Origin of the sequence: Arthrobacter sp. PAMC25284, from assembly GCF_019443425.1 — a bacterium.
Classification (GTDB): domain Bacteria; phylum Actinomycetota; class Actinomycetes; order Actinomycetales; family Micrococcaceae; genus Arthrobacter; species Arthrobacter oryzae_A.
Map to the genome: position 1 here is coordinate 453975 of NZ_CP080382.1, position 25219 is coordinate 479193.

20 protein-coding genes and 2 pseudogenes are annotated in these 25219 nt (G+C 64.4%); 10 read left to right on the top strand and 12 right to left on the bottom strand.

All coding sequences use genetic code 11. The features are described from left to right. Positions 1-2: 2 nt before the first annotated feature. On the bottom strand, positions 3-683 hold the full coding sequence (locus KY499_RS18670; protein ID WP_375141113.1) for a hypothetical protein: 681 nt from the start codon (positions 681-683) through the stop codon (positions 3-5). Continuing rightward, positions 595-1188 (bottom strand): annotated as a pseudogene (locus tag KY499_RS18675) (galactose-1-phosphate uridylyltransferase); the annotation flags it as partial. The pseudogene KY499_RS18675 and the gene KY499_RS18670, both read right to left, overlap by 89 nt. A 67-nt stretch (positions 1189-1255) precedes the next feature. On the opposite strand from KY499_RS18675, the gene KY499_RS02130 reads away from it, so the two are divergent. Next, on the top strand, positions 1256-1474 hold the full coding sequence (locus KY499_RS02130) for a three-helix bundle dimerization domain-containing protein (RefSeq protein WP_123254246.1): 219 nt from the start codon (positions 1256-1258) through the stop codon (positions 1472-1474). Between the two features lie 16 nt (positions 1475-1490). Here KY499_RS02130 and KY499_RS02135 read toward each other — a convergent pair whose 3' ends face one another. Both KY499_RS02135 and KY499_RS02140 read right to left on the bottom strand, forming a co-directional pair. Next, positions 1491-1667 (bottom strand): DUF1059 domain-containing protein, encoded by a 177-nt coding sequence (locus tag KY499_RS02135; RefSeq protein ID WP_123254188.1) that lies wholly within the window; start codon positions 1665-1667, stop codon positions 1491-1493. 179 nt (positions 1668-1846) lie between these two features. Next, complete coding sequence (locus KY499_RS02140; protein ID WP_123254187.1) at positions 1847-2512, bottom strand: alpha/beta family hydrolase; 666 nt, start codon at positions 2510-2512, stop codon at positions 1847-1849. Positions 2513-2656: 144 nt separating this feature from the next. Between KY499_RS02140 and KY499_RS02145 the strand changes: the two genes are divergently transcribed. Beyond that, positions 2657-2812: a Rieske 2Fe-2S domain-containing protein gene (locus tag KY499_RS02145; protein WP_258190899.1), complete on the top strand. Its 156-nt coding sequence runs from the start codon at positions 2657-2659 to the stop codon at positions 2810-2812. Positions 2813-2889: 77 nt separating this feature from the next. Here the strand turns inward: KY499_RS02145 and KY499_RS02150 are convergent, their stop codons facing one another. Beyond that, the gene (locus KY499_RS02150; protein WP_258190900.1) at positions 2890-5094 is read right to left on the bottom strand and encodes a bifunctional diguanylate cyclase/phosphodiesterase; all 2205 of its coding nucleotides are present in this window, start codon (positions 5092-5094) and stop codon (positions 2890-2892) included. A gap of 233 nt (positions 5095-5327) precedes the next feature. Next, a complete protein-coding gene (locus KY499_RS02155) occupies positions 5328-5630 on the bottom strand; it encodes a DUF4193 domain-containing protein (protein ID WP_123254186.1) in 303 nt (100 codons plus the stop codon). A gap of 298 nt (positions 5631-5928) precedes the next feature. Here KY499_RS02155 and KY499_RS02160 point away from each other — a divergent pair, with 298 nt between their 5' ends. After that, positions 5929-6600, top strand: a complete 672-nt coding sequence (locus tag KY499_RS02160) for a response regulator transcription factor (protein ID WP_123254185.1) — start codon at positions 5929-5931, stop codon at positions 6598-6600. Here the strand turns inward: KY499_RS02160 and KY499_RS02165 are convergent. The 4 genes from KY499_RS02165 to KY499_RS02175 form a co-directional block, all read right to left on the bottom strand. Then, on the bottom strand, positions 6587-8050 hold the full coding sequence (locus KY499_RS02165; RefSeq protein ID WP_219886126.1) for a cell wall metabolism sensor histidine kinase WalK: 1464 nt from the start codon (positions 8048-8050) through the stop codon (positions 6587-6589). The two genes, KY499_RS02160 and KY499_RS02165, sit on opposite strands and share 14 nt — an antisense overlap. Before the next feature lie 435 nt (positions 8051-8485). Then, positions 8486-8998, bottom strand: a complete 513-nt coding sequence (locus KY499_RS18000; RefSeq protein WP_258190901.1) for a hypothetical protein — start codon at positions 8996-8998, stop codon at positions 8486-8488. 212 nt (positions 8999-9210) lie between these two features. Further along, entirely contained in the window at positions 9211-9579 is a 369-nt protein-coding gene (locus KY499_RS18005) for a hypothetical protein (protein ID WP_123254184.1), read from the bottom strand. A 132-nt stretch (positions 9580-9711) separates the two neighbouring features. Then, complete coding sequence (locus KY499_RS02175; RefSeq protein ID WP_183164408.1) at positions 9712-10209, bottom strand: HtaA domain-containing protein; 498 nt, start codon at positions 10207-10209, stop codon at positions 9712-9714. A 469-nt stretch (positions 10210-10678) separates the two neighbouring features. Here KY499_RS02175 and KY499_RS02180 point away from each other — a divergent pair, with 469 nt between their 5' ends. Then, positions 10679-11617: a BTAD domain-containing putative transcriptional regulator gene (locus KY499_RS02180; protein ID WP_258190902.1), complete on the top strand. Its 939-nt coding sequence runs from the start codon at positions 10679-10681 to the stop codon at positions 11615-11617. Positions 11618-11804: 187 nt separating this feature from the next. Continuing rightward, positions 11805-12101, top strand: coding sequence for a hypothetical protein (locus KY499_RS02185; protein WP_123254181.1), 297 nt, complete (start codon positions 11805-11807; stop codon positions 12099-12101). 45 nt (positions 12102-12146) lie between these two features. On the opposite strand, the gene KY499_RS02190 is transcribed toward KY499_RS02185, so the two are convergent. After that, positions 12147-12767 carry an L-threonylcarbamoyladenylate synthase gene (locus KY499_RS02190; RefSeq protein ID WP_123254180.1) on the bottom strand — a complete coding sequence of 207 codons (621 nt, stop codon included), beginning with the start codon at positions 12765-12767 and terminating at the stop codon, positions 12147-12149. A gap of 136 nt (positions 12768-12903) precedes the next feature. On the opposite strand from KY499_RS02190, the gene KY499_RS02195 reads away from it, so the two are divergent. Then, positions 12904-13125, top strand: a complete 222-nt coding sequence (locus KY499_RS02195) for a hypothetical protein (protein WP_258190903.1) — start codon at positions 12904-12906, stop codon at positions 13123-13125. Positions 13126-13364: 239 nt separating this feature from the next. Here the strand turns inward: KY499_RS02195 and KY499_RS02200 are convergent. After that, a pseudogene (locus KY499_RS02200) lies at positions 13365-15717 on the bottom strand (FdhF/YdeP family oxidoreductase). A 1131-nt stretch (positions 15718-16848) separates the two neighbouring features. Between KY499_RS02200 and KY499_RS02205 the strand changes: the two are divergent. The 4 genes from KY499_RS02205 (at position 16849) to KY499_RS02215 (ending at position 25149) form a co-directional block, all read left to right on the top strand. Continuing rightward, positions 16849-22446 (top strand): peroxidase family protein, encoded by a 5598-nt coding sequence (locus KY499_RS02205; RefSeq protein WP_258190904.1) that lies wholly within the window; start codon positions 16849-16851, stop codon positions 22444-22446. 115 nt (positions 22447-22561) lie between these two features. Beyond that, positions 22562-23011: a multicopper oxidase domain-containing protein gene (locus KY499_RS18010; RefSeq protein ID WP_258190905.1), complete on the top strand. Its 450-nt coding sequence runs from the start codon at positions 22562-22564 to the stop codon at positions 23009-23011. A gap of 31 nt (positions 23012-23042) precedes the next feature. Further along, entirely contained in the window at positions 23043-24293 is a 1251-nt protein-coding gene (locus KY499_RS02210) for a multicopper oxidase family protein (RefSeq protein ID WP_258190906.1), read from the top strand. Positions 24294-24306: 13 nt separating this feature from the next. Next, on the top strand, positions 24307-25149 hold the full coding sequence (locus KY499_RS02215) for a hypothetical protein (protein ID WP_148045164.1): 843 nt from the start codon (positions 24307-24309) through the stop codon (positions 25147-25149). Positions 25150-25219 lie beyond the last annotated feature (70 nt).

Below are 25219 nucleotides of genomic sequence, written 5' to 3' on the forward strand. Positions count from 1 at the left end.
GTTCAAGCTGGGGCGCCTTCCGGAGAGCTGGCTGCGGTCCCGACTGCTGCTACTGCTCGCAGCCGTTCCGCGACGGATTCTGGGGTGGTGTCGTTGATGAAGGCGCCCACGGCGGCTTCGGAGCCGGCCAGGAACTTGAGCTTGTCCGCGGCGCGGCGGGGTGATGTCAGTTGCAGGTGAAGATGTCCGGCCCGGCGCAGCGCCGGCCCCACGGGAGCCTGGTGCCAAGCGGCAATGTACGGGGTCTCCGTCGGGTACAGAGCATCCAGGCGCGTCAGGAGTTCGGGGTACACATGCGCCAGCTCGTCGCGTTCGGCTCCCGTCAGGGCAGCGAAGTCGGGGACCTGCCGGTGCGGAACGAGATGAACTTCCAACGGCCAGCGGGCGGCGAACGGCACATAGGCGCTGAAGTGCTCGCCTTCGAGCACCATGCGCCGGCCGTCGTTCCGCTCCGCGGCAAGCAGCGCGGAGGAGAGCGATTGTGTGCCTCCACTGGCGTCCCAGTGCACCCCGGCGGCGGAGGCGATGGCTGCCGAACGCGGCGGAATGTACGGGTAGGCATAGATCTGGCCGTGCGGGTGGTGCAGGGTGACGCCGATTTCGGGGGCCCCGGTTCTCGAATGGGAAAACCTGCTGGATGCCGGGCAGGCTGCTGAGTGCTTCCGTCCGGTGTGCCCACGCATCAATGACCGTCCGGGCGCGGGGCCATCCGAGTGCGGAGAAGGACCCGGTGTGGCCGGGGGTGAAGGCAACCACTTCGCAGCGGCCGGATGCCGGGGCGGTAGTTCCCCAGCCGGGCTGCTGGGGGATGAGGCCGTTGACCGGTCCCAGCGAGGGGAAGCGGTTCTCAAAGACCACGACGTCGTAGTCCGGCGCCGGGATTTCGGACGGATTGGCGTTAGTAGTCGGGCAGATCGGGCATTGGTCCGCCGGTGGCAGGTGCGTGCGTGTCTGCCGGTGGGCGGCGACTGCGACCCACTCTCCGCTGAGGGCGTCATAGCGGACCTCTCCGGGCTCGGCGCGCCCCGGGAGTTCCCGCCGGTCCACGAGCGAATCGGGATGGCGGTCCGTTGACCCGGCGTCGTCGAAGTAGATGAGCTCTCGCCCATCAGCCAGGCGGGTCGTTGTGATTCGCGTCATGGCAACATTCTTACACGAAAAAGAACATTTAGCGACAGATTGGAACATTAACTATCAGCGGTGGCGGCTGTCGTGAATGGTTGACGGCGTCCGGAACGCGCCCCAAAATTGTCTCGTGAGCGACGCCCAGAAGGACCCCACGATAGGTGCCATCGTCGAGCGGCTGGCGGCCCGGTTTCCCGATGCCCCAAGGACCCACATCGCAGGAGTCGTCGGGCAGGAGTACGACTTGTTGGAGACCGGGCGTATCCGGCTCTACATTCCAACCCTGGTGGAACACAGTGCCAGACAGCGTCTCCACCGCGAGTTCCCGCCCCGGGCCCTCGATCCCTAGGCGGTTCCGCGACTGTTCAGCCTACGGCGACGATTGCCTGCCGGACCGAGAGGACCAGTTCGGCAGGCACCTCCACGAGCCCGTGAGCTGTGTCGGCATGTGCCGCGACCGTGGCCAGAATCTCATCCTCCGTGCTGCAGACCCATTTGGCCTGGCAGCCGGGGACAACGTCACCGCATGCAAACGACTTCACTTTTTCTCCTGACGATCCGGGGCCGCGAGTGTCCGGGCCCTCCTTGTAGTGAGTACTTCGACGGAGGCCGGGCTGCGGATGGGTCAACGCCTCCACGGCCTTCGGGCAGAGCCCGGGCTGCCCCGCACCGCCGCTGCCCCGCACCGCCGCTGCCCCGGATGCCCGGAGATGAGCCATGGTCAGGGGTGGGCCCGCAGGAAGCCGGCAACCGGCGCCGCCAGCGAGGACCCCACCGCCGCTGCGTCGAGCTTGCGTCCGCGGACCGCGAAGGAGTGGTCGCCGTCCTCGAGCCATTGGACCGCTGCGGAGGGGCCGATGCGCGCAGTCACGGCTTCGAGCAGCTCCGGGGTGGCGAAGGTATCCCGGGTGCCCTGCAGGAAGAGCATGGGCAGCGTCAGCCCATACAGGTGTTCGTCCCGGAGCTTCTCCGGTTTGCCCGGCGGATGCAGCGGATAGCCTAGGTAGATGAGGCCTGCGGCAGGCATGCCTTCGGCGACCGCCATGGAGGCCATCCGGCCACCAAATGATTTGCCGGCTGCCCACAGCGGCCCGTCGTTTCCCAGCGACGCGGCCGTGGCCATTGCCGCCCGCCATGCCGCGATGGCCAGAGGCGGCCGGTCCGGGAACTTTCGGCCCGCTTCACGGTAGGGGAAGTTGAAGCGCAGCGTCGCGATACCGGCGTCGTTCAACGCTCCGGTAAAGCCCCGCAGGAACGGATGGTCCATGCCGGCCCCCGCCCCGTGGGCAACCACAAGGGTCGCTGACGGGTTGTCCGGTCGAGCGTAGGCCGCGGACACGGAGACGTCGCCGACCCCAATGGTGACCGGAGAATCTTTGGCTGTCATGCTTCCATCATCCCTTGCCGTGGATGCCGTGGATGCCGTGGATGCTGAGTCCGCCGGCCCCATAAACCACCGCTGCTTCGAGCCAGCTTCCGTCCATTATCACTTCGGAATAGTCCGCACCGCGGACCGCAGGTGCGCCGGTGGATGGCTGGCACCGCGGCGGCACTCATCCTGACCGACTCCGCCGACGTAATGTGGGACTGCCCCTGCCACGGTTCCCGTTTTGCCCCCGACGGCTCAGTGATCCAGGGGCCGGCCAGCCGCCTCGCCGCCCGGCCCGCCCAGATCCGGCAAGGATGAGCGCAGCGTCCTCATCGTCGCAGGCCAGCCGCAGTCGCCCAGGAATGACGCCGTCGCGGGCCCGGCAGGGCGCCGTGTTACCTGAGGTCCGGTGCGCGGTTCCCGGTCCCGGCGGCGAGGAGGGCTTCGATCACAGTGGATGGGCCCGGGCCGGCCAGAAAATATCCCTGGCCCAATCCGCACCCGAGCCCGCGGAGCACATCCAGTTGCTCCATGTTTTCGACACCCTCGACAATCACCTCGAGCTGAAGCTTGCCGGCGAGGCCAAGGATGCCTTCGAGCATGGCCGCTGATGCTGCGTCTCTGGAATGCCCTGCCAGGAATGAGCGGTCAACTTTGAGGATGTCGGCCGGCAATGCAGCCAAGGTACTGAGCGATGAATAGCCGGTCCCGAAATCGTCGATGGCAAGGCGGGCGCCGTAGCTCTTGAGCCGATTAATGGCAATGATCCCGCTGTCGATGTTCGTCGCGAGAGCTGTTTCGGTGACTTCGAGCACCACCCGCTGCGGGCAGATCGTGGGATCAGCGAGGATACCCTCGAGGCGTGCCAGACACTTCGCGCTGGACAGCTGCAGGGCTGAAACGTTGACCGACACCCACAGATCCTCGCAGTGGCTCATGGACCGTCGCCAGCCGGCCACCTGGCGGACGGCGGTTTCCAGCACCCAAACGCCGATTTCGTCGATGTCGCCGGTTTCCTCCGCGAGCGGCATGAAGTCAGCCGGGCTCAAGCGTCCCTGCGTCGGATGGTCCCAGCGCACCACGGCTTCCACCCCGACGATGGCGCCGGAACCTAGATCGATCACCGGCTGGTAGTCGAGACCGAGCTGCCCGGCGGCAAGCGCGGCAGGAAGATCGGTCCGCAGGGCAGCCCGATACGACATGGTGTCGTCGCTCCGCGCGTCGAAGAGCTGATAGCGGCCCTTGCCGCCACGCTTTGCCATGTACATGGCAAAGTCTGCCTGCCGCAGCAGCTCGGCCGGGCTTCCGGTGGCCGGGTTTCGCTCGGCGGCACCCATGCTGGCGGAAACCTTGAGCCGGACGTCGCCGATGGTGAATGGTGTGTGCAGCGCTTCGTGAATCCGGGCTGCGACGCCGGTGGTGCGGGCCCCATCGCCGTCGTCCATGACCACGACGGCGAACTCGTCGCCTCCCAGCCGGGCGACGAGGTCTCCGGCACGCAAACAGGTCCTCAGCCGGTGGGCGAATTCGATCAGCAGCGCGTCGCCACCTTCGTGGCCGAGCGAGTCGTTGACTGCCTTGAAGTTGTCGACGTCAATGATCAGCAGGCCTCCGTGTCCGGCCTCACTGCCGGGTTGGCCGCGAAATACGTCGGCCAGGCGCTCGGTCAGCATGGTCCGGTTGCCCAGCCCGGTGAGGGGGTCGTGGTTGGCCCGGTGGCTGAGGGCCCGATGGCTGACCTGCACGGCTTCGGCCATGGTGTTAAAGGCCTCCGCAAGCTCTCCCAGCTCGTCACGCCGGACGACGTCGACGCGGTGGCTGTAGTCGCCCTTTTGGAGTTTCTGGACGCCACGGCGCAGGTCCTCGACTGGCCTGATCAGGAAGGTGGTCAGACGGCGGCGGAGGTACAGGACAGCGACGGCGAGAATGATCAGGAGTGCGCAGCGCCCCGCGAAAACCAGCAGATGAAGCTCCGTGGCGCCGGCGAGCCCAGTGTCCATCTCCTCGAACGAGATCCGCTCGATTTGGGCCAGCGTTGCGCGGGCGCTGGCACTCCCGGCGGCGTAGGCCGAGATCGTCTCCGGGGTTCCCGGCTGAAGGACTGCGACCTGGCCGCCCCAGAGGGAATGCGCTCTCAGGCCGGCCTGCCACGTGTCCTTCGTCTGCGCAGCGGCTGCCCGCATCCGTTCCGTCGGAAGTTTCGCCGTCGCGTCGTCAAGCAGGCGGGATATCTCTCTTTGCTGTTTCAGGAAATCTTCGGACTCGGAACCGGAGCCAGCCAACAGCCGGATGCCGGCCAGTTCGTGCGCTTCAAGGGCCGAGCGCAGTCCCGTGACCGTCTCAGAGACGAGCCGGAGGCGGTCGCCGGTTCCCAGCACTTGATCCGAAACGCCACGGACACCGAACAGTGTGGCGGATACTCCTACCAGCAGCGTCACGAGCATCAGCACGAGAGCCTTGGACCATTCCCGTTTCAGGCTCCACGTTCGGCCGGTATCCGCCGCCGCGGACCGGATGCCCACGGACGCCGGGTTCCGGCTGCGGAGTCCGGGCCGGTAGCCTTGCCGTTCGTGGGCGTCCGCATCGACGTCGTGGGTCATATCAGGCTTCCTCCGTTGCTGGCGGGGCCGGGCCCGGGGTCCGTGGCCAGCGCCGGCGCCCTGCCGGCAGGCACCGAATCGTCGATCAGGAGCTTATCGGAACATTTATATACCGGCGGGTACGGTACGTTGTTGGCGCCTTTGTGAAGCAGCCGCAGGCGGCTTGCGTGGCGGAGGCCCCGCGCACGCCGCCATCCGTCCCGCAGGTATCCGGGCCTCGTCGAGCCGGGTTGTCAGCTGAGGCAGTCCGCGCAGTAGGCATGTCCGGCCTTTTCGCGGGCCAATTGGGACCGGTGCCGGACCAGGAAGCATGAGTAGCAGGTGAACTCGTCGTCCTTCTGCGGGACGACGGTAACTGTCAGTTCCTCACCCGACAGATCCGCACCTGGCAGTTCCACTCCTTCGGAGGTATCCGCCTCGTCTAGTTCGCGCACCACACTTCGGGCATCTGGCGCGTTCGCGGAGCGGAGGGCCTCCAGGGAAGCGTTGCGGGATTCCGCGACGTCGGACCGTACTTCGTCATAATCTGTTGCCACTGTGCGCTGCTCTTTCCATTGCTGTTGTATTCGGTGTTACTCCGGCTTGCCGGGATTGAACGGTACAGCATCGTACTGTGCGTTTGCCGGGGACCGGCGCCATTCGGGGAGTGACCCTCACAACATCCGGGGGCGGGAGTCTCTGACCTCGGATAACAATGCACGGGGGATGTGATGCCGGGCCGTCATAGAGTTCCCGGACCGGCCTTGGCGGAGCCGTCCGGCGGTCCCCGGACGCAAGAGGGGGCCCAAAAGCGGGGGCCAGCGGGCATACTGTCCACAGGAGAGGAGTCCACGAATGCGGATTCTGATGGTGGAGGATGAGAAGGCCCTGGCCGAGACGGTGCGCCGGGGGCTGAAAAATGAGGGGTTCGTCGTGGATCTGGCCCATGACGGGCTGTCCGGCCTGGGCGCCGCGATCGACAACACCTACGACGCGATCCTGCTGGATTTGATGCTGCCGCTTAAGAACGGCTACGACGTCCTGAAGGAACTGCGGCAACACGAGATCTGGACGCCGGTGATGATGTTGACCGCCAAGGACGGCGAATACGACCAGACGGATGCGTTCGATCTGGGTGCCGACGACTACCTGACCAAGCCGTTCAGCTTCCTGGTCCTCGTTGCACGGATTCGGGCGCTCATCCGGCGGGGGGCGCCCGTACGCCCGGTCCTGCTGACCCTGGGCAGCCTGACCATGGACCCGGCAAAGCGCAGCGTCCGCCGCGGAGAAACCACGGTCAGCCTCACAGCCCGGGAATTCGGGCTTCTGGAGTATCTGATGCGCCGGCACGATCAGATCGTCTCCAAGGCGGAGATACTGTACAACGTGTGGGATCCGGCCTTCGAGGGAGGGGACAACGTGGTGGAGGTCTATATCGGATATCTGCGGCGCAAACTGGATCTGCCCTTCGGTGTGCACAGCCTGACGACGGTCCGTGGCATGGGCTACATGCTCAGCGCCGACTAGAGGCAGGCGGCCGGTGCCGGCGCGAACCGCGGGCCGCGGGGGCCGGCGCCGTAACCAGTCCGGGCGCCGGTAGGACCATTTCAAAACGGCATTGGCCGGAGGGCCCCTCGCTCGTGCGGATGGAGCCGCGGTGGGCGGTCATGATCCCTGCGGCGATGGCGAGGCCGAGGCCGCTGCCGCCGCTTTCGCGGGAACGGCTCGAGTCCAGCCGAACGAAGCGTTCAAAAATTCGGTCGCGGTCCGGCTCCGGCACGGGCGCCCCGTCGTTGTCCACTGTCACGATGGCAGCATCCCCGTAGGTGCTCAGCCGGATCGTGATTCGGGAAAGCGCGTGCCGCTCGGCGTTATCGAACACGTTGCGCAGTACCTGGGCGAGACGGTTGGCGTCGCCCCGGACCCGGGCCGGAATCAGTTCCGCCCGGATTTCCTTCCGGCTCGTGGAGCGCAGCCGGCGGACCTCCAGGTCCACGATGTCGTCAAGGTCCACGTCCGTCTCGTCCAGGGTAAGTCCGTGGTCATTCGCCTTCGCCAGCGTCAGCAGGCTTTCCACGAGGTACCGCATCCTGGCCGTCTCCTGGGACAGGACATCCTTCATCTCGAGCCACATCGCGCCGGACGGGTCCGCCGCGGCGATCTCCAGCCCCGCGCTCAGGGTGGCCAGCGGGCTGCGAAGCTCGTGGCTGGCATCTGAAACGAACCGGCGTTGTTCGTGATCTGATGCCTGCAGCCGCTCCAGCATGGTGTTCATTGTCAGCGCCAGGGCTCGGATTTCGTCGTGCGTGGACGGAACATCCACCCGCTCGTCCAGACGTTCGGCGTCGATCCTTGCCACCTGGCCGCGGATGGTTTCGACCTGGCGCAGGGAGCGCCCCACGAGCAGCCAGACCGAACCCGCCACTATGCCCAGCAACAGCGGTGTGGCGCCAAGCATAAACCAGGCGACGGTGGCGATGGTGTCCGCCCGGAGCTGGGTGGATTGGGCCACAATCACCGTATAGCCGCCCGGCGAGCCGCTGGCGACGAGGTGAAAATCATCCTGGTCGCCGAGGGTCGGCAGACTGGACACATCCTGGCTCAGCGTCCGGCCAGGTCCCGGGCGCTGAGCGGACAGCGGCGAATAGGCGGCTATCGGGTCGGAGCTGGCAACAACATAACCGGCAGGGTCCAGCAACTGTACGTACTGGCCGGCGCGTGCCGTTGCCAGCATGTACTCGTGGGCATCGGAAACATCCACATCCTCAAGCTCCACAATGACACTTTGTGCCTTCTGGCGGGCAGTCGTATTGGTCGAAGCGATCAACGACGACTGCAGCAGCACCAGGAGGAGCACACCGCCCAGAAGGAGCGCCACGGCGACAACACCGACGGCGACGGCGGTGGAGCTCTTTCGAACACCCCACCGCGTTTTGCCGGTGGCTCGGCCCGTGATGGCGGATATGACCTCTTCCATGTTCCAAGAATGCTGCACCGCGGAGGTACGGACAACCATTGGCGGGCAGGATCTTCTCCATTGTCAGATATCCGGGTTCTGCGGCGGGTTCTGCATTTGGCACGCCGAGGCCGGGGGAGCCTGCCGGAACCGCCGGTCCGGGGCCGGCCTGCCGTCCATTCTCAGTCCCTTCTCAGGAGACAGGGTCATAGTGATGGCAAGACCCGGAAGCCTGCCTGTCTGATTATTTGCAATTCGGACACACCGGCGGTTCGGACACACCGGCGGTTTGGGCACACCGTATGCCGGTGCCGGGGCTGGCGTTTCAAAGACTCCGGCCGCACGCTCTCCTCAACCAGCGTGCGGCCGGTACCTTGAATTTTCCTTTGGCGGCGTTCTGCCGCACCACTATTCACACGCATCATCGGGCAGTTTTGAGCCCCGCGGTGGTCGGGATCAGGGCTGGGCCGGGGAACGGAGCCATACAGACCCGTGCGGCCTGAGCACGATGCCCTGGTCAAGGCGCAGGTTCTCCGCGGTCAGGATGTCGACCGCCTCGGCCGCGAACCCGGAGAGGGTCTCCGCGGAGACCGACTGGGTTGCGTCGCTGAAGTTGGCCAGGGCCAGGATGGTGGTGCCGTCGCCGGGCCGCTGGTAGCCCAGGACGGCGCGGTTGTTCGTGGCAGAGTCGATTAGCCGGGTGCCGGCCAGTTCCGGCGTCGCCGATTGCGCGGTGATCATGCGCTGCAGCCCGGCGAAGACAGCACCGGACGGCGTCTCAGGGTCGTGGCGCTCCGCATACTGCTGCTCCGGGTAGTGGGGCCGGTTCACCCAACGTCTGTCCGCGCCGTGTCCGTCTTCGAGGGCATACCCGTAGTCGTTGAGCTGGCCCACCTCGTCGCCGAGGTACAGCAGCGGAATGCCGCCGGTGCTGAAGGCTTCCGAGTGCGCCAGGAGGATGCGGGCCACGGCCTCGGTTGACCCGTCCTCGAGTCCACAGAGCGACGCGGTGGTTCCGGAAATCCGGCAATCTCCAGTGCGCGGATTGTCCTGGAAAGGCACGCCGCGGGCGAAGCTGCCGGGGGAACCGGTCGACGTAGAAAGAATTCAGGAACCGGCGGTGCTCGAACCCGCTCATGCCGAGTTCGGCGGCGTCATCGTCCGCAAACGTCCAGCCAATGTCATCGTGGCTCCGAACGTAGTTTATCCAGGCGGTTCCCGCCGGAATGTTGTGCCTCCCCGCAGAGCATTTCATCGGACTGGAACCAGTCGGGGTTGGTTGCACGCTCGGCGTCCAGGGACTTGAGCTCCGCCGGCCGTTCCGACCAGGAGCGTGCGGCCTGCACCACCAGGGCGGTCAGCTGCGCCAGCCAGTCTTCCCGGACGCCGTAAAGGCCGTGGAACAACTTGCAGAGTTCGGGAAAACGCCGGTCAAACCACTCCTCGAAGTCGGTCCAGTCCGCTCCCTCGCGGACGATCCCGTCCCCCGTCGCCAGGGCGCTGCGCACGTGCTGCCGGGACTCGTGGTCCACGATGGCGGACTCGGGCACGGAGCGCCTCCTTGACGAATTTCGGACCGTGGTGGCCGGCTGGGATTTCCAGCGTATCGATGCCGGCGCTGCCTGCCCGTCTCCCGACGCCGAAAACCCGGGGACGACTCCGGTGATACGCCGGGACGCCTGTTACGCCGGGACGCGGATGGACAGCACGTCCATCGGCTGTCCGGCGGCGTATTGGCCGTCGAAAAGTTCGGCGCCGTCGGGGGAGTTCAGTACCTCAGCCTGCTCCCAGACCAGGAACCCGGCGAGTGCTCGGGGGGCTGACGCCTGCAGGAACCCCAGCTCGGCACGGTCTTGGCCAGCGCCGGTGCTGATGGAAAGAATTCCGCGGCCACCGGAGAACTCGACCCAAGGATCCAGTAACCGGACAAGGAGCATGCCGTGGTGGCCTGCAAGGCGGACGTCCCCCCGGAAGCGAAGGACCCCGGTACCGGTAAGGACGTCGTAATCCGAGCCGGCGGCCGGGAAGCTGAACCGTCCGGCCTCAGACATCGTGGCACCGGCGGAGACGGCCACAGTTCCGTCAGGGAGCTCCTTGATGTAATCAACGAAGCTTCGCTTAATGCCCCAGGTGAGGCCCATTGGAGGCAAGGGATCGGGTGAACGGGGCGCTGCGTGCACGCGGGAGCTCCTGTTGCTGGGTTGGCTGGTCTGCTCCGAGCCTAGCGGGGGATCGACGTCGGAATGAATTCTTGCAGCCGGCCCCCTCCCCGGCCCCCGTGCAGGAGCCTGGGCCGCACATGCTGCGGGGGCCACGGTCACCGCCGGATGCCGGGGGGAAGTCCGATCGTTTCCACCCCGGAGCATCGTTCCGGAAACTACTGGGACTACCGCGGGAAACTACTTGCCGCGCCATCGAACTACTTGCAATCCGGCCAACGCAGGCTACGCGGGACTACTAACCGCTGTACCCGTCTTTTTCGGGGCCCGAAGTCGGGTAGCGACATCGCTTGTTGCGCCCATTCAGGCGTGACACGGTGACATTGGAAAGTCGGAGGGAACAGTGTAGCAGCGCCGTCTAGTTCCGATGTTGTTGCGTCCCTCCCCCGAGCGATTAAGTTCGTTTTACCTGGGGAATACGGAGAATATCGTGCAAAACCAGACCGGACCCACACCATCGATTTCAGTGCGCCTCTTCGGAACGTTTGAGGTTCGCCGGGACGGGGTTGCCTTGACGGCGGCGGACATGGGCGGCTGCAAACCCCGGCACATCCTGGAAATACTGCTCTTGAATCTTGGTACGCCGGTTTCCAAAACGAGCCTGATTGAGCAACTCTGGGGCGCGGGCGCAAGCGACGGCGCCGTCGCAACCCTAGAGAGCTATATCAGCGGCATCCGCCGGGCGATCCAGCCAGGACAGACCAAGACCGGCCCGCTCCGCACCGCAAACAGCGGTTACGTTCTGGATCCGCAACTGGTGGATCTGGATCTCTCGAATTTCCACAAACTGGTGCGGGCCGCCGGTGTTTCGGAGCCCGCTGCGGCGTACCCGCTGCTGCTCGAAGCGCTGCAAATTTCGGCCGAGCCACTGCTCGGCTTCGAACTCGCCTCAGACTGGGCGGAGGAGGCCCGGATCCGCCACGCTGCCGACAAGGTCGCAGCGCAAATTGTCGCCGCGGAGACCGCGGCGACGCTGGGCGTGCCTGATGACGCTGTGAACCTGGCCCAGTCGGCCATTCGTGCCGAGCCGCTCAACGAACGGGCGTGGACGATTCTTGTCACGGCCTATGAACAGGCCGGTCTTCCCGTGGAAGGGCTCTCTGCCTACGACCGGTGCCGCCGGCTCTTTGATCATGACCTCGGCTGCGCCCCCGGGCCTGCCCTGCAGGCGGCTCACCTGAGGCTCCTGCGGCAACGCGCGGAAGGCAACACGGAGCTCTCCGAGGTGCTCGCAGCGCTGCTGTACCTGGGCGATCGCATGAATGGGTCCAAGAGCCGGCAACAGCCCGCGGCCGAGTCCCAGCGCATGCACGAGCACGCCGGGCGCGTTCTTGACGCCTTCCTGCAGAGGGTCCGGGCCGCCGTCTGACCTGCCGCACCGCATGCAGTCCGGCTGCGCTAGCACGGGGCTGACTGCAAGTCCCGCCAGGGATCCAGCCGCGCCGCCCGTTAGTTTCGTCACGTGCCCGGGGTTCGTCCGGCAACCTCCCTCCGATGGCCCCATAATGGGAGTGGCCCGCCCGGACTTTTCCTGCCGGCAGGCAGGAGGAGAAACCATGGACAAGCTGAAAGCCGTTGTGACCAACGAGTATTTCCCCGCGGCGGCGGTGCTCTTCGGCGTGGTCCTTTTCTGGACGCTTGGGCTGCTGGGCGGGCTCTCCCTCTTGAGCACCGGGCAGTCACCCGTGACCATTCTCAGCTGGCTCCTGTTCGTCTACGCCGCTGCGGTTTTGTCGCCCCTCGCCGGACTTATGGCGGTCAGCGACCTTATCCGCCGGTGGCTCCGGAACCGTACGCCGTCGGTCACGGCACAATCGACCGGCGCAACCTCCGGTAACTCACCGTCCGCGTAGCAGGGCGACGCACTTCCCAGAATGCCGGGCTGGCGCCGTCTGACGCTACTCGAACCGGGATGGGTCGCCCATGCCGCGGCGCACGACTTCCGCTTCGCCGCCGGAAAAATCGATGACCGTGGTCGGTTCCGCTCCGCAATCGCCGGAGTCCACTACGGCATCCACCACATGGTCCAGGCGTTCTTTAATTTCCCAGCCCTGGGTCAGGGGCTCCTCCTCGTCCGGGAGCAACAGCGTGCTGGAGAGCAACGGTTCGCCGAGTTCAGCCAGCAGGGCCTGGACGACAGGGTTGTCGGGTATGCGCACGCCGACAGTTTTCTTCTTCGGGTGCAGCAGCCGCTTGGGAACTTCTTTGGTCGCCGGCAGGATGAACGTGAAGCTGCCCGGCGTCACGGCCTTGATGCTGCGGAAAACATCGTTGTCGATCTGCACGAACTGTCCCAGCTGGGCGAAGTCCTTGCAGACCAGAGTGAAGTGGTGTTTGTCATTGAGCTGGCGGATCGTCCGGATCCGGTCCAGCGCTTCCTTGTTTCCCAGTTGCGCGCCGAGGGCGTAGCAGGAGTCGGTGGGATAGGCGATCAGGCCGCCTGACCGGATGATCTCCACCACTTGGCCTATGGAACGTGCCTGGGGATTCTGGGGGTGCACATCGAAGTATCTCGCCATCCCACGAGCTTACGCCCCGCGGGGTATGGTGCTGGCGATCTTCCCACGTCGACTCATAGAATGGCCGGTGTCACCGGGAGACTAATCCGGTGAACCCGGCGAACGCCCGTGGGCAGCCCCAACAGTAGGAGCAGCAATGACCTTGTCCCGTGAGGAAGCCAGCGATCTGAGGCAATGGAGCAGCCGGCTGATCCAGGCCCTGCAGATTCTCGATCTGGAGGTCGACCACGAGAAGATCATCGAGGTCGCCGAGCAGTCGGTACGGTCCGTGGGGCCCGCACGCCGGTGCGGTCAGTGCCTTCATCGTGGGATACGCGGCGGGCACAGTCTCCATCCACGGACGCAAAGACTCTCATGAGGCTGCAGCCACCGCGGCGGAGAAAGTTCTCCAGCTCACCGCCAACGGTGAGTCCGGCGGCCCCGACGAACACGGCTGGTCCAAGACCGCGCAATAAGACCGTTCTGCAGCATTACCGCCCCGGCAGCACACCGGCGGGCGCGCACCGCCGGCAGTACGGCGTGCGGGACACGAACGAGGCCGCCGCCCGGCAAGGCGGCGGCCTCGTTCGTGTTGCAGCTCAAGGAACGTCGGGGCCGCTAATGGGCTGCCGTTGCCCCTGCCGCTGAGTTCTCGGCGCTGTCCGGCGTCTGGTCCAGGCTGGGCTCCAGCCGGACAATGACCGCCTTCGAGATAGGCGTGTTGCTGCCCTCCGCGGTGTGGTTCAGCGGCACGAGCACGTTGGCCTCGGGATAATAGGCTGCAGCGCATCCCGGGGCGGTGGGGTAGGAGACCACCCGGAACTTGCGGATGACGCGCTCCGTCCCGTCCTGGTATTCGCCGCGGATGTCCACGAACTGCCCGTCGGCCAGCCCAAGCTCGGCAATATCCTCAGGATTGACGAACACCACGTGGCGCCCCTTCTTGATCCCGCGGTACCGGTCATTATGGCCGTAGATAGTGGTGTTGAACTGGTCATGGGACCGCATGGTCTGCAGAATCAGGGTCCCCGCAGGCCGTTCCACCGGCTCCAGGTGATTCACCGTGATAACGGCCTTGCCCGAAGGTGTCGGGAACGTGCGGGAGTCCCGCGGGCCGTTGGGCAAGATGAAGCCGCCTTCCTGGCGGATCCGCTCGTTGTAGTTCTCACAGCCGGCCACTACGCGGGAGATGTGGTCCCTGATCACGTCGTAGTTCCGCTCGAACCCATCCCAGTCGGCCTTGACCTTGTCTCCGACGACCTCCTTGGCGAGGCGGCTAACGATCACAGTCTCGGAGAGCAGGTGGTGCGAGACCGGCTCCACGCTGCCCCATGAACCATGCACCGCGCAGACGGTGTCTTCAACGGAAACAAACTGCGCACCGCTTTCCTGGATGTCGATCTCGGTACGTCCCAGCGTGGGCAGGATGAGGGGCCTCGGCCCCCGTGACGGTGTGGGAGCGGTTGAGCTTGGTGGAAACCTGGACGCTCATTTCCGTATTCTCCATCGCGGCCTCCGTGGCCTGCGTGTCGGAGATGGCGCCCACGAAGTTGCCGCCCATGCCGAAGAAAACCTTGAGCCGGCCATCGCGCATGCCCTCGATGGTCTGGACGGCGTCAACGCCATGCTCGCGCGGGGGGTCGAAGTCGAACTCTTTGGCCATGGCGTCCATAAAGGATTCTGGCATCTGCTCCCAGATGCCCATGGTGCGATCGCCCTGGACGTTGCTGTGTCCACGGATAGGCGAGGCGCCGGCGCCGGGCTTGCCGATGTTGCCGCGCAGCAGGAGAAGATTGATGATCTCCTTGATCGTGGCGACGCCCTTTTTCTGCTGCGTGATGCCCATCGCCCAGGTGATGATGACTTTGTCCGCCTTGAGGTAGCGGGCGGCGAGTTCATCGATTTCTTCGATGCGGAGCCCGGTGGCCTCGAGCACGGCGGCCTCGTCCAGCAGAGCGAGGTGTTCACGGAGCTCCTCGAGTCCCTCGCAGTGCTTGTTGAGGAAATCGTGGTCCAGGACTGTCCCGGGGTTCTTGGCCTCGGCGTCGAGGACGCGCTTCGACACGGCCTGGAGCAGCGCCATGTCGCCGCCAATGCGGATGTGCAGGAACTGGTCTGCGATCTCGGTGCCGCGCCCGACGACGCCCTTGACCTTCTGCGGGTTCTTGTAGCGGCGCAGGCCGGCCTCGGGGAGCGGGTTCACCGCGACGATCTCGCCGCCGTTTTCCTTGCAGGTCTCCAGCTCGGTCAGCATCCGCGGGTGGTTGGTGCCCGGGTTCTGGCCCATCACGATGATCAGGTCTGCATTGGCGTAATCCTCAAAGGAGACCGTTGCCTTGCCGATGCCGATGGTCTGCCCCATGCCCCAGCCCGAGGATTCATGGCACATGTTGGAGCAATCGGGGAGATTGTTGGTGCCGTAACCCCGCACGAACAACTGGTAGGCGAAGGCGGCCTCATTGGACGTCCTGCCGCTGGTGTAGAACACGGCTTCGTGCGGCGAGGCCAGGCTTTTGAGTTTGTTGCCCAGCAGCTTGATCGCCTCATCCCAACTGATCGGCCGGTAGTGATCCTCGCCGGCCGGTTTGTAGACCGGTTCCGTCAGGCGGCCCTGCATTCCCAGCCAGTACTCGCTGCGTTTACGCAGTTCACTGACCGGGTGTTCGGCCCAGAACTCGGAGCCGATAACGACGGGGGTGGCCTCCCAAGTGACAGCCTTGGCCCCGTTTTCGCAAAACTCAAACGTCTTGCGGTGGGCCGGATCCGGCCAGGCGCAACTGGGGCAGTCGAAGCCCTTTTTCTGGTTCATCGCGAGCACCGTCTTGCGGGTGCGGTTCACGCCCATGTGCTCGATGGCCGGGATCATGGAATGCAGGACGCCGGGAATGCCGGCAGCCCAACTTTTCGGACCATCTCCGACTTCGAGGTCTTTCTCGTCAGTCTCTTCGATCCGAGGGTTCTTGCGGGTCACGTAAACATCCCTTCTGCTAGCACCGCCGGGTTGGGCAGGCGTGCGGAGCTACCACTATGCACTTTACTCTCAGGCCGATCCCCGCGCGTCGACCGGCATGGAGCGAGGCGCGGAACCGTGTCGCGAGCAATGTTACGGACTCGCGTGCCCGGCCGGTTGGAAACTTCGCTGAATGCGCGGACCAAAATTTCCGGCCCGGTCGTCGATTTCCGTTGACCCGGCAAAGAATGTCGACGCCGCTGCGGTCTGTGTGTTCTAGCAGCGACGGAAAATAGTTTCGTACTGCCGCTCACTGCCGCTCACTGCCGTTCCTCGCGGCCTCCGGAGACGTCTACGGCTCCAGAATAAACGTTCCGGACAACCTTCCAAAAATTACTTTTTTGCTTTGATAGACAGTCAAATACCGCGTGTGGCATTGGCCTCGAAGCGTGCATTTAACTGCTAAACAAGCGCTTCTTGGGGTATTGATTCAGCTCACCGCGGACAAATTCTTTGGGGAATATGCCGAAATGATTGCGGGAGAGACTCGGCGCGACCGGATCCGTCCTCAGGCGGCCGAGGATCGCGTTACCATGTGGCAGCAGCGGACGGACGCGGGCCTGGCCTGCGGAATCACCGGAAAAAGTCCGCCATGTTGAGGGTTGGCCATCGCGCGAAGAAATCTCAGATTCCCACAAATCGCACATTTAGACCCCTTATCAATCGTTGGGGGTCCGTGCAAACTGCCCCGTGAAAAGCGCCCACGCAGGCGTCTTCCCGGATATCCGGTCGAAGCGTTGGCGTGAAAAATATGGTGCATAACGGCAGGCCCCGCAAGCATCAACAGGCTGCTGCCAGGGTGAGAATTGCCGTGCGGCCTGTAACTATTCCGTCAGCTCTATTTTTTTTGGATACGCTGCTCCTTTGCCGGCCGTGAATTAATTGCAAGGAGCGCTATCCGTGCTGTGATGCCGGCAATTTGCTGCTCCCACGCGTCCCATTCCTCCAAGAATAACTTTTCTATAAAGCGGCCTCTCGTCAGCCGACATCCGCCGCTTTCACGGGCCGATGACCGGGCTCTAAAAGTCCAAGTTTTCCCCAAGAATCTGGCCGCACTCTTGACCATCACTCACTCCAAGAGGCAGGTGTGCAATGAATGTGTTCGCATATTCGAGGGTTCAAGGTCAGGGCCGAGTCTTCGCCGGACCAACCCGCGTAGTCGCAGCAGGGACAGCGATGGCGCTGTTAAGTTTTCTCGGACTCACGTCCAGCGTTGTCAGCGCCAATGCGGCGCAGGCGCCCGTCGGCGCCGGATTCACCGTCACGGCAGCGGACCTGGCCTTCATCCTCAAGCAAATCAAGATTTCCGAAGCGCACGTAGCCAACACAACGTCGGCCACCGGCCCATGCGGGGCGCTGGTGGGAGCGGGGCCGAACCAAATTCCGAGTCCGCTGGTTTCCCAGGGACTGCGGACGGTGGACGGCTCCTGCAACAACCTCCAGCCGGGCCAGGAGAACTTCGGCGCGGCCGACCAGACCTTCCCGCGGTTGTCGACTCCCGTATTCCAGGACGCTGAGTTCAGTTCCCCCGCGTTCGGTCCTCCGGGACCAACGTCGTACAAGCAAAAAAAGGGGTCCGTTTTCGACTCTGAACCCCGCATGATCAGCAACCTGATCGTCGATCAGACGTCGACCAATCCGGCAGCCGTGGCGGCGGCCGGCAACCCGGTGAGGACCCAGGGAAACACCGGTGTCGTCCCGTGCACAACGGATCCGGAGCCCTTGGCCGCCGAGCCTGTGGCGGGAGTCCCCGAGGGCTGCGTTCCGTCCCGTCAAACGCTGTTTATCCCGAACGTGACAACCGATGTGGGTCTGTCCCCGCCATATAACTCGCTCTTCACCTTGTTCGGGCAGTTTTTCGACCACGGCGTCGACCAGACCGTCAAAGGCGGCGGCACCGTGTTCGTTCCGCTGAAATCCGACGATCCGCTCATAGCTGGTCCGGATGGTATCCGCGGCAACGGCGACGACCTGCCTGCGCACCTGCAGTTCATGGTGCTGACGCGGGGCCAGAACCAGCCGGGTCCGGACGGCGTCCTGGGAGACGATCCTGCGACGGCCGCCGATGAGAGCATCGACGATATCCAGAACGCGACTAATACGGACTCACCATGGGTAGACCAGAGCCAGACTTACACTTCCCATGCATCGCACCAGGTGTTCCTGCGTGAGTACATCAACAACGCCGACGGGAAGCCGGTCTCCACCGGGAAGCTGCTCGGCGGCCCGGCCGGGCCCACCGCAGGAGGCATGGCAACGTGGGAAGGCGTCAAACTGCAGGCCGAGATCGTCCTGGGCCTGAAGCTAGAAGACGTGGACATCCTGGACATCCCGATGATGGCCGCGGATCCGTACGGCAAGTTCATTCCGGGCCCGGCCCGCGGCCTGCCGCAGTACGTCACCTCGACCGGCCTGGTGGAAGGCAACAAGGCTGCCCCAGTGCCGGTTCCGGCCAATGTGTTGCACTTCAACACACCCTTCATGACGGATATTGCGCACAACGCGAACCCTGGCACGGTGGGGCCGTGCACTACCGGTATCGGTGTTACGCCTCGGGTCCCCACGGGTTGCCTGACACCCGATGCGGACAACGTTGCGTCGGCGGACTTCGCCAGCCAGCCCGCCGGAACCTACGACGACGAAATGTTGAACGCGCATTTCGCCGCGGGCGACGGCCGAGTTAACGAAAACATCGGCCTGACGGCGATCCACCAGGTCTTCCACTCTGAGCACGACCGCCTGGTCGACGACATCAAGAATACTCTCACCAACGACACGTCGACGTCCGGCACCGCTGCACTGACTGAATGGCATTCGGCCGCGGGCGCCAACGGCTGGAACGGGGAGCGGCTCTTCCAAGCCGCCCGGTTCATCACGGAAATGGAATACCAGCACCTGGTCTTCGAGGAGTTCGCCCGCAAGATCCAGCCCGCCATCAACCCCTTCCAGCCCTTTGCTTTTGTGCAGACCGAATTGAATCCGGCGGTCACGGCTGAATTTGCCCATGCCGTTTACCGCTTCGGCCACTCCATGCTGACTGAGACCATCTCGCGCAGGAATGAGGACCGTCCCGGACCGGACGGCAGGTTCGGTACATCAGACGACATCGGAGGCAGCGCGAACGACATCTCGCTCCTCGAAGGCTTCCTCAACCCGCCGGAATACACCAACGGCGGAGATGCAGGGGCTTTGACCTCGGAGGAAGCGGCCGGCAGTGTCATTATGGGAATGTCGGACCAGGTCGGCAATGAACTTGATGAGTTCGTGACCGATACTCTGCGGAACAAGCTCCTCGGGCTGCCTCTGGATCTTGCGACGATCAACATGACAAGGGCCCGCTCCGAAGGCATCCCGCGGTTGAATGTGCTGCGGCGGGACATCTTCGCCGCCACCAATGACAGCCAGCTGAAGCCCTACATCAACTGGATCGATTTCGGGGAGAATCTCAAGCACCCGGAGTCCCTGATCAACTTTGTGGCGGCGTACGGACGGCACCCGTCAATCACCGGGGCAACAACCCTGGCCGGGAAGCGGGAAGCCGCACGTCTGATTGTCAACCCGGATGTGCTCAACGGCGACGTCGCCCCGGGCGACGCTGCGGCATTCATGAACAGTATCGACGAATGGGCCAACAGCGGCACGCAATCCACCACGGGTCTGGATAATGTTGACCTGTGGGTCGGCGGCCTGGCCGAACGGACAAACCTCTTCGGCGGTCTGCTCGGCAGCACCTTCAACTACGTCTTCGAAAAGCAGTTGACGGATCTCCAGAACGGTGACCGGTTCTACTATCTTGCCCGCACGCCGGGAATGAACCTTCGAACGCAACTGGAAGGAAACTCCTTCGCCGAACTCATGATGCGCAACACGAACGTGCACACGCTGAAGGCCGACGCCTTCGCCACGGCGGATTGCAAGTTTGAACTCAAAAACCTGGCCGGAACGTCCGCGGGCTTTGCGTCTTTCGGTAACACCGTGGCGGATGATCCGCAGTCAGACTGCAACGAGAAAGCGCTGCTGATCCGCCAGCCCGACGGCACGATCAAGTACCGGGCACGCAACACCGTGGACCCGGCCGGGATCAACGGCCAGGGCGTTTACAACGGCACGGACGGCGTCGACCGGATTTACGGTGGCGTCGACAACGACACCTTCTGGGGTGGTCCAGGCAACGACATCATCGAGGGCGGCGACGGATCCGATGTCGTCCTGGGAGGGGATGGCAATGACATCATTACCGATCTGGCCGGTGACGACGTCCTGAAGGGCGGGCCAGGCAATGACGCGATCGAGGCAGGGCCCGGGCTGGACATCATCATGGGCGGTGACGGCAACGACTTTAGCAATGGCGGGGCCAACAGCAATGTGACGTTTGCCGGCACCGGTGATGACTTCGTGATCGCCGGACAAGGTGAAGATGCCGTCTTCGGCGACAGCGGCAACGACTGGATCGAGGGCGGAGACCAACCGGACCTATTGCAGGGAGACAGCGGTAACCTCTTCTTCCTGGATGACTCCCAGCGGCCCGGTCACGACATCCTTATCGGCCAGGGCGGGGACGACGACTACGACATGGAAGGCGGCGACGATATCGGTGTGGCCGGTCCCGGCGTCGAAAAGGTGGCCGGCGCTTCCGGCTACGACTGGGAGATCGGCCTGGGGGATCCGCAACCGCAGGATGCCGACCTGTCCCTGCCGCTCCCGCCGCTGGGAATCCTTCAGATCGGCGTGCGGGACAGGTTTAATGAGGTCGAAGCGCTCTCCGGCTGGGACTTCAACGACACTCTTCGCGGCGACAGCCTGGTACCCAGCGCCGTTGGCGGGGGCGGTTTCATCGGGTGTGACGTGCTGGATCAGTCGGGAGTGGACCGGATTTCCGGACTCGCCGCCATCCTGCCGCCATTGAACACGCCCTTGGCGTCTGTGGTCGCGAACTCGGCTTCGGGCGATTGCCCGCTGCTAAGCGGCACCAACGTCTGGGGCGACGGCAACATCCTGCTGGGCGGCTCCGGCAGCGACGTTATCGAAGGACGCGGTGGAAATGACGTCATCGACGGCGACGCTTACCTCAGCGTGCGGCTGAGTGTCCGGACCAACGCGGCCGACCCGTCCACCGAGATCGGCAGTGCGTCGGTGACCCAACCGGGGCAAAGCGCCATGACCAGCCGGTATCTGCGCGACGCAGCTGGCGTCCTGATAGGGAAAACTCTCCAGGAAGCGGTCTTCGCCGGCACCGTAGATCCCGGAAACATTGTGGCTGTCCGTGAGATCCTGATGGGCTCCGGTGGACGGGACGTCGCCGAGTTCTCAGATGTCCGGGCAAACTACACCGTCACTACGACCGGTGGGGACGGTACGCTCGGCTCACCGGGATCTGTCACGACAGTGGCACATAACGGTGGGGGCATCGATGGAACGGATACCCTCCGTAATATCGAATTTCTCAAGTTCTCCGACACCGTGGTTCCCAATGCCCCCGTCATTGGCACGGCGACCGCCGGCAACGCGTCGGCAACGGTCAACTGGACAGCCCCGACCGTCGGGGCGGCAGACTCCTTCTCGGTCAAGGTGCTGGACGTGACGACGAACCCGGCCGGTGTCCAGGTCGGAACGCTGCGAACCGCTCCGGCAGGGGCAACCAGCCTGGCGGTGACCGGTCTGACGAACGGTTCCCAGTACCGGTTCCAGGTGCTGGCAACCAACGCGCTGGGTGACAGCCCGTTCTCGGCAGTGTCCAACTCAGTGACTCCGGCCGAGGCCGTTACTCCCGGTGCTCCGACGATCGGGACCGCAACGGCCGGGGATGCTTCGGCTACCCTGACCTGGACGGCGCCCGGCACGGACGGCGGATCGGCGATCACGGGCTACAGCGTGCGCGCCTTCGCCGGCGCAGTTCTGGCGAAGACGCAGGCCATTGCCGGGAATGTGGGTACCGTCGTCATCACCGGCCTCACCAACGGGACTGCGTACACGTTCGATGTGGCCGCGATCAACGCAGTGGGCACCGGGGCCTTCTCGGCCCGCTCGGCGGCTGTTACTCCGGCAGTGCCGGACACGGTGGCCCCGACGGTCACGGCCAGGGTCCCCGCTTCGGGCGCCCTCGCGGCCAGCCGGACAGCAAACCTCACGGCGACGTTGAGCGAACCTGTGACCGGGGTGACGGGAACCAACTTCCAGCTGCGGCTGGGAACCACGTTGATCCCCGCCGTGGTGTCGTACAACCCGCTGACCCGGGTTGCGACGCTGAATCCGAACGCCACGCTGCTGACGGACCGTGTGTACACGGCCACTCTCTCGGGAGTCCGTGACGCAGCCGGGAACACTATGACCCCGGTGACCTGGTCCTTCACGACCGGGCCGTCGCCGATCATCACTGCAACGACGCCGGCTGCGGGAGCCACCGGGGTGCGGCGTGCGGCCAATGTGACCGCCAGGTTCAGTGAAGCCATCACTGGCTTCAACGTAGCCGGCAAGGTGAGGGTCGAAAGGGTATCCACCGGGGCGCAGTTCAGTTCCGCGGTGTCGTTCAACGCCGCCACGAGGACGTTGACGATCAACCCGAACGGTCCCCTGCTCCCGAACACCCAGTACCGGGTCACCATCACCGGTGGCACCACTGGCGTCCGGGATCTGGCGGGCAACCCGCTGACAACCCGGACCTGGACCTTCACCACAGGTGCGCGGCTGTAGCAGCATTTTGAGATCGCCGGCCGGCGGGTCTGCGCGGACCCGCCTGCCGGCGATCTCGTTCCGTCGAAAAATTTATCGACATCGACATAAGTTCAATGCCCCGCATGGAGGGACCATGACCACACGACGAGACATCTTTAGGATGGGAGCCGTCGGCGCCCTCGGCCTGGCCGGCCTTAAAAAGGGAGACGACGCGACCCCGTCCCCGACTTCATCGACGACCCCGTCTCCGACTCCCACCCCCACAGCACCGCCGCTGACATCCAGTCAACTGGCGACGAAGAACATGCCCATTCCCTACGCCGCGGTCTTTCGCCGTCCGCCGGAACTGCGGCCCTTCGACACCGGGTTCGACGACGGCGACCCGTCGCGGCCGTATGAGCGCTATGCGTTGACCCAGCAGCTGGGCCAGGCGCAGTTCGTGCCCGGACTGTCCACCACCGTGGCCGGGTACAACGGTATTTTTCCAGGCCCGACCATCCGCGCCACGCAAGGAACCCGGACCGAGATCCGGATCCGCAACGGCTTCCCGACGTTGGGGCCTCATCCACCCAGAGGCGTTTAATACCGTCACGCACCTGCACGGCTCCGCATCGTTGCCGCAATACGACGGCTACGCCAACGACTTCACCGCTCCCGGCAAGATCAAGAATTACCATTACCCGAACTGGCAGGCGGCCCGGACCCTCTGGTACCACGACCATAATCATCACGTCACCGCCCAAAATGTGTACTCCGGACTCGCCGCCTTCTATCCGTTGTCGGACGAGTTCGACCGGGCGCAGCTCCCGCAGGGAGAGTTCGATGTGCCCATCATGATCTCGGATGCCCTCTTTAAAGCGGACGGTTCCCTGGGTTACAACGACAACGACCACAAGGGATTGTGGGGCGACATCATCCTCGTCAACGGCGTGCCGTGGCCGACCATGAAGGTCAAGCCGAGGATCTACCGATTCCGGGTCCTCAATGCCTCAATTTCGCGTTCCTACCGCCCGACCCTTTCCAACGGGGAACCGGTGCACCTCGTGGCGACGGATGGCGGCCTGGTGCCAAAAGTCCAGGCGCTGAAATCGTGGCGGCACGGGTCTGCGGAGCGCTACGAAGTCTTGATTGATTTTCGCCGCTACCGGGCCGGGCAGACGGTCGAGTTGCGGAACCTGAGTAACAAGAACAACATCGACTTCCGCAATACCGGGAAGATCATGCGGTTCGAAGTGGTGGCCGACTCCGGTCCCGCGGCAGGGTCCATCTCCAGCATCCCGGCCACCTTGGATGACGGCGGGGCCCGCCATCCCGCCAGGGGCGGAATCGCCACGATGGACCTGACTCCGGACATGGCCGTCGCCAAGCGCGACCTGAAGCTCTTGAGGAAAAACAGTCAGTGGACCATCAACGGAGTGACGTGGGACGACGTCGAGAAGTCTGGTTTTACCAAACTGTTCAGCAATCCCAAGCCGTATGACGTGGAGCAGTGGACGATCATCAATGCCTCCGGCGGCTGGTTCCATCCCGTGCACGTTCACCTGGCGGACTCGAAGATCATTGGGCGCAACACGAATGGTGGGAAGCCCTTTCTCTGGGAAACTGGACCAAAAGACGTCTTCTATGCTGGCGAGAACGAGTCAATCACCGTGCTGATGCAGTTCAACACCGGTGAGGATGCCGGCGGCCGGTACATGGTGCACTGCCACAATCTGGTGCACGAGGACCATGACATGATGGTGCAATTCTCCGTCGGCGACCTGCGGAACAACGATCCCGTCACCACTGATCCTCCCGTCCTGGACATGACCCCTTTTGGATCCTTTCCACCGGCCTACCGGCCGGGTTTTCCCGCGGGGACGTGACGTGGGGATCAGAATGAGAGTCGCTGCAGCCGTAATTCTGCTGACGGCGCTCAGCGCCTGCACTCCCGGTATGCAGGGATCGCCCGGTCCGGCCGCCGGGGCAGAGACGGGTTCAGCAGCCGGCGCAGAGCCTATCTCTCTCGAGACGGGAACCGACGTCGGCAATGGCAGACCCACCGTCAGTCACGACGGGCTGATGGTTCGACGTCGGGCGGTCATCGCCGTCCACCCGACGCCGGAATTCGATCTCAGGTCTGTCCGCTCATCGCTGGACCAGGCAGCCGCCGGCAACGGCATGGAGCTCTACGAGATTTCACCGGATGTACTGGATCCGGCCGTCCTGGACCATCTTGTTCCGGAGCTGATCGTGGCCCTTCCGCCGGACGCCGTGCGTGCGGACGCGGAGCAAGTGGCGGAGCGCGCCTTCGGGCCAGAGGCGTCGTACCCGGGGGTGGAGCACCTCCATGTGGCCTTGGTGCTGGTCCATGATCTTAGATTCACGCTCGCCTCCACGGACCCGGGCGCATTGCTCGAATTTATCGCAGCCGAAGGAATTCTCTCAGACGCGCTGGGGAACTATGCCACGTCGCTGGAGGGAAGCGCCGTGACGGTCAGTTACACCGGTCCGTTGCTCAGCGACGCCCTGGTGGAAGCGGTAAGGACAGGGATGGCCCGCAGCGCAGGCGTCACGAGCGGCGACGTCGCCGTGACACCGCGTTCCCCTGCCGGCGAAGGCGTGGATCTGTCCAAGGAACCGGAACCGGAACCCGAATCAGGGCAGGAGGCCGGCTCCGGGCACTCGGGCAACGACGACCCCGGTCATGAAGACGACTCGCGCCGCGACCCGGGGACGTGACTTTCGGCCCTAGGTCCGGCCCTTGCCGGAGCGGAAGCTTAGGGTACACAGCGACTCACAGGTCCAACAC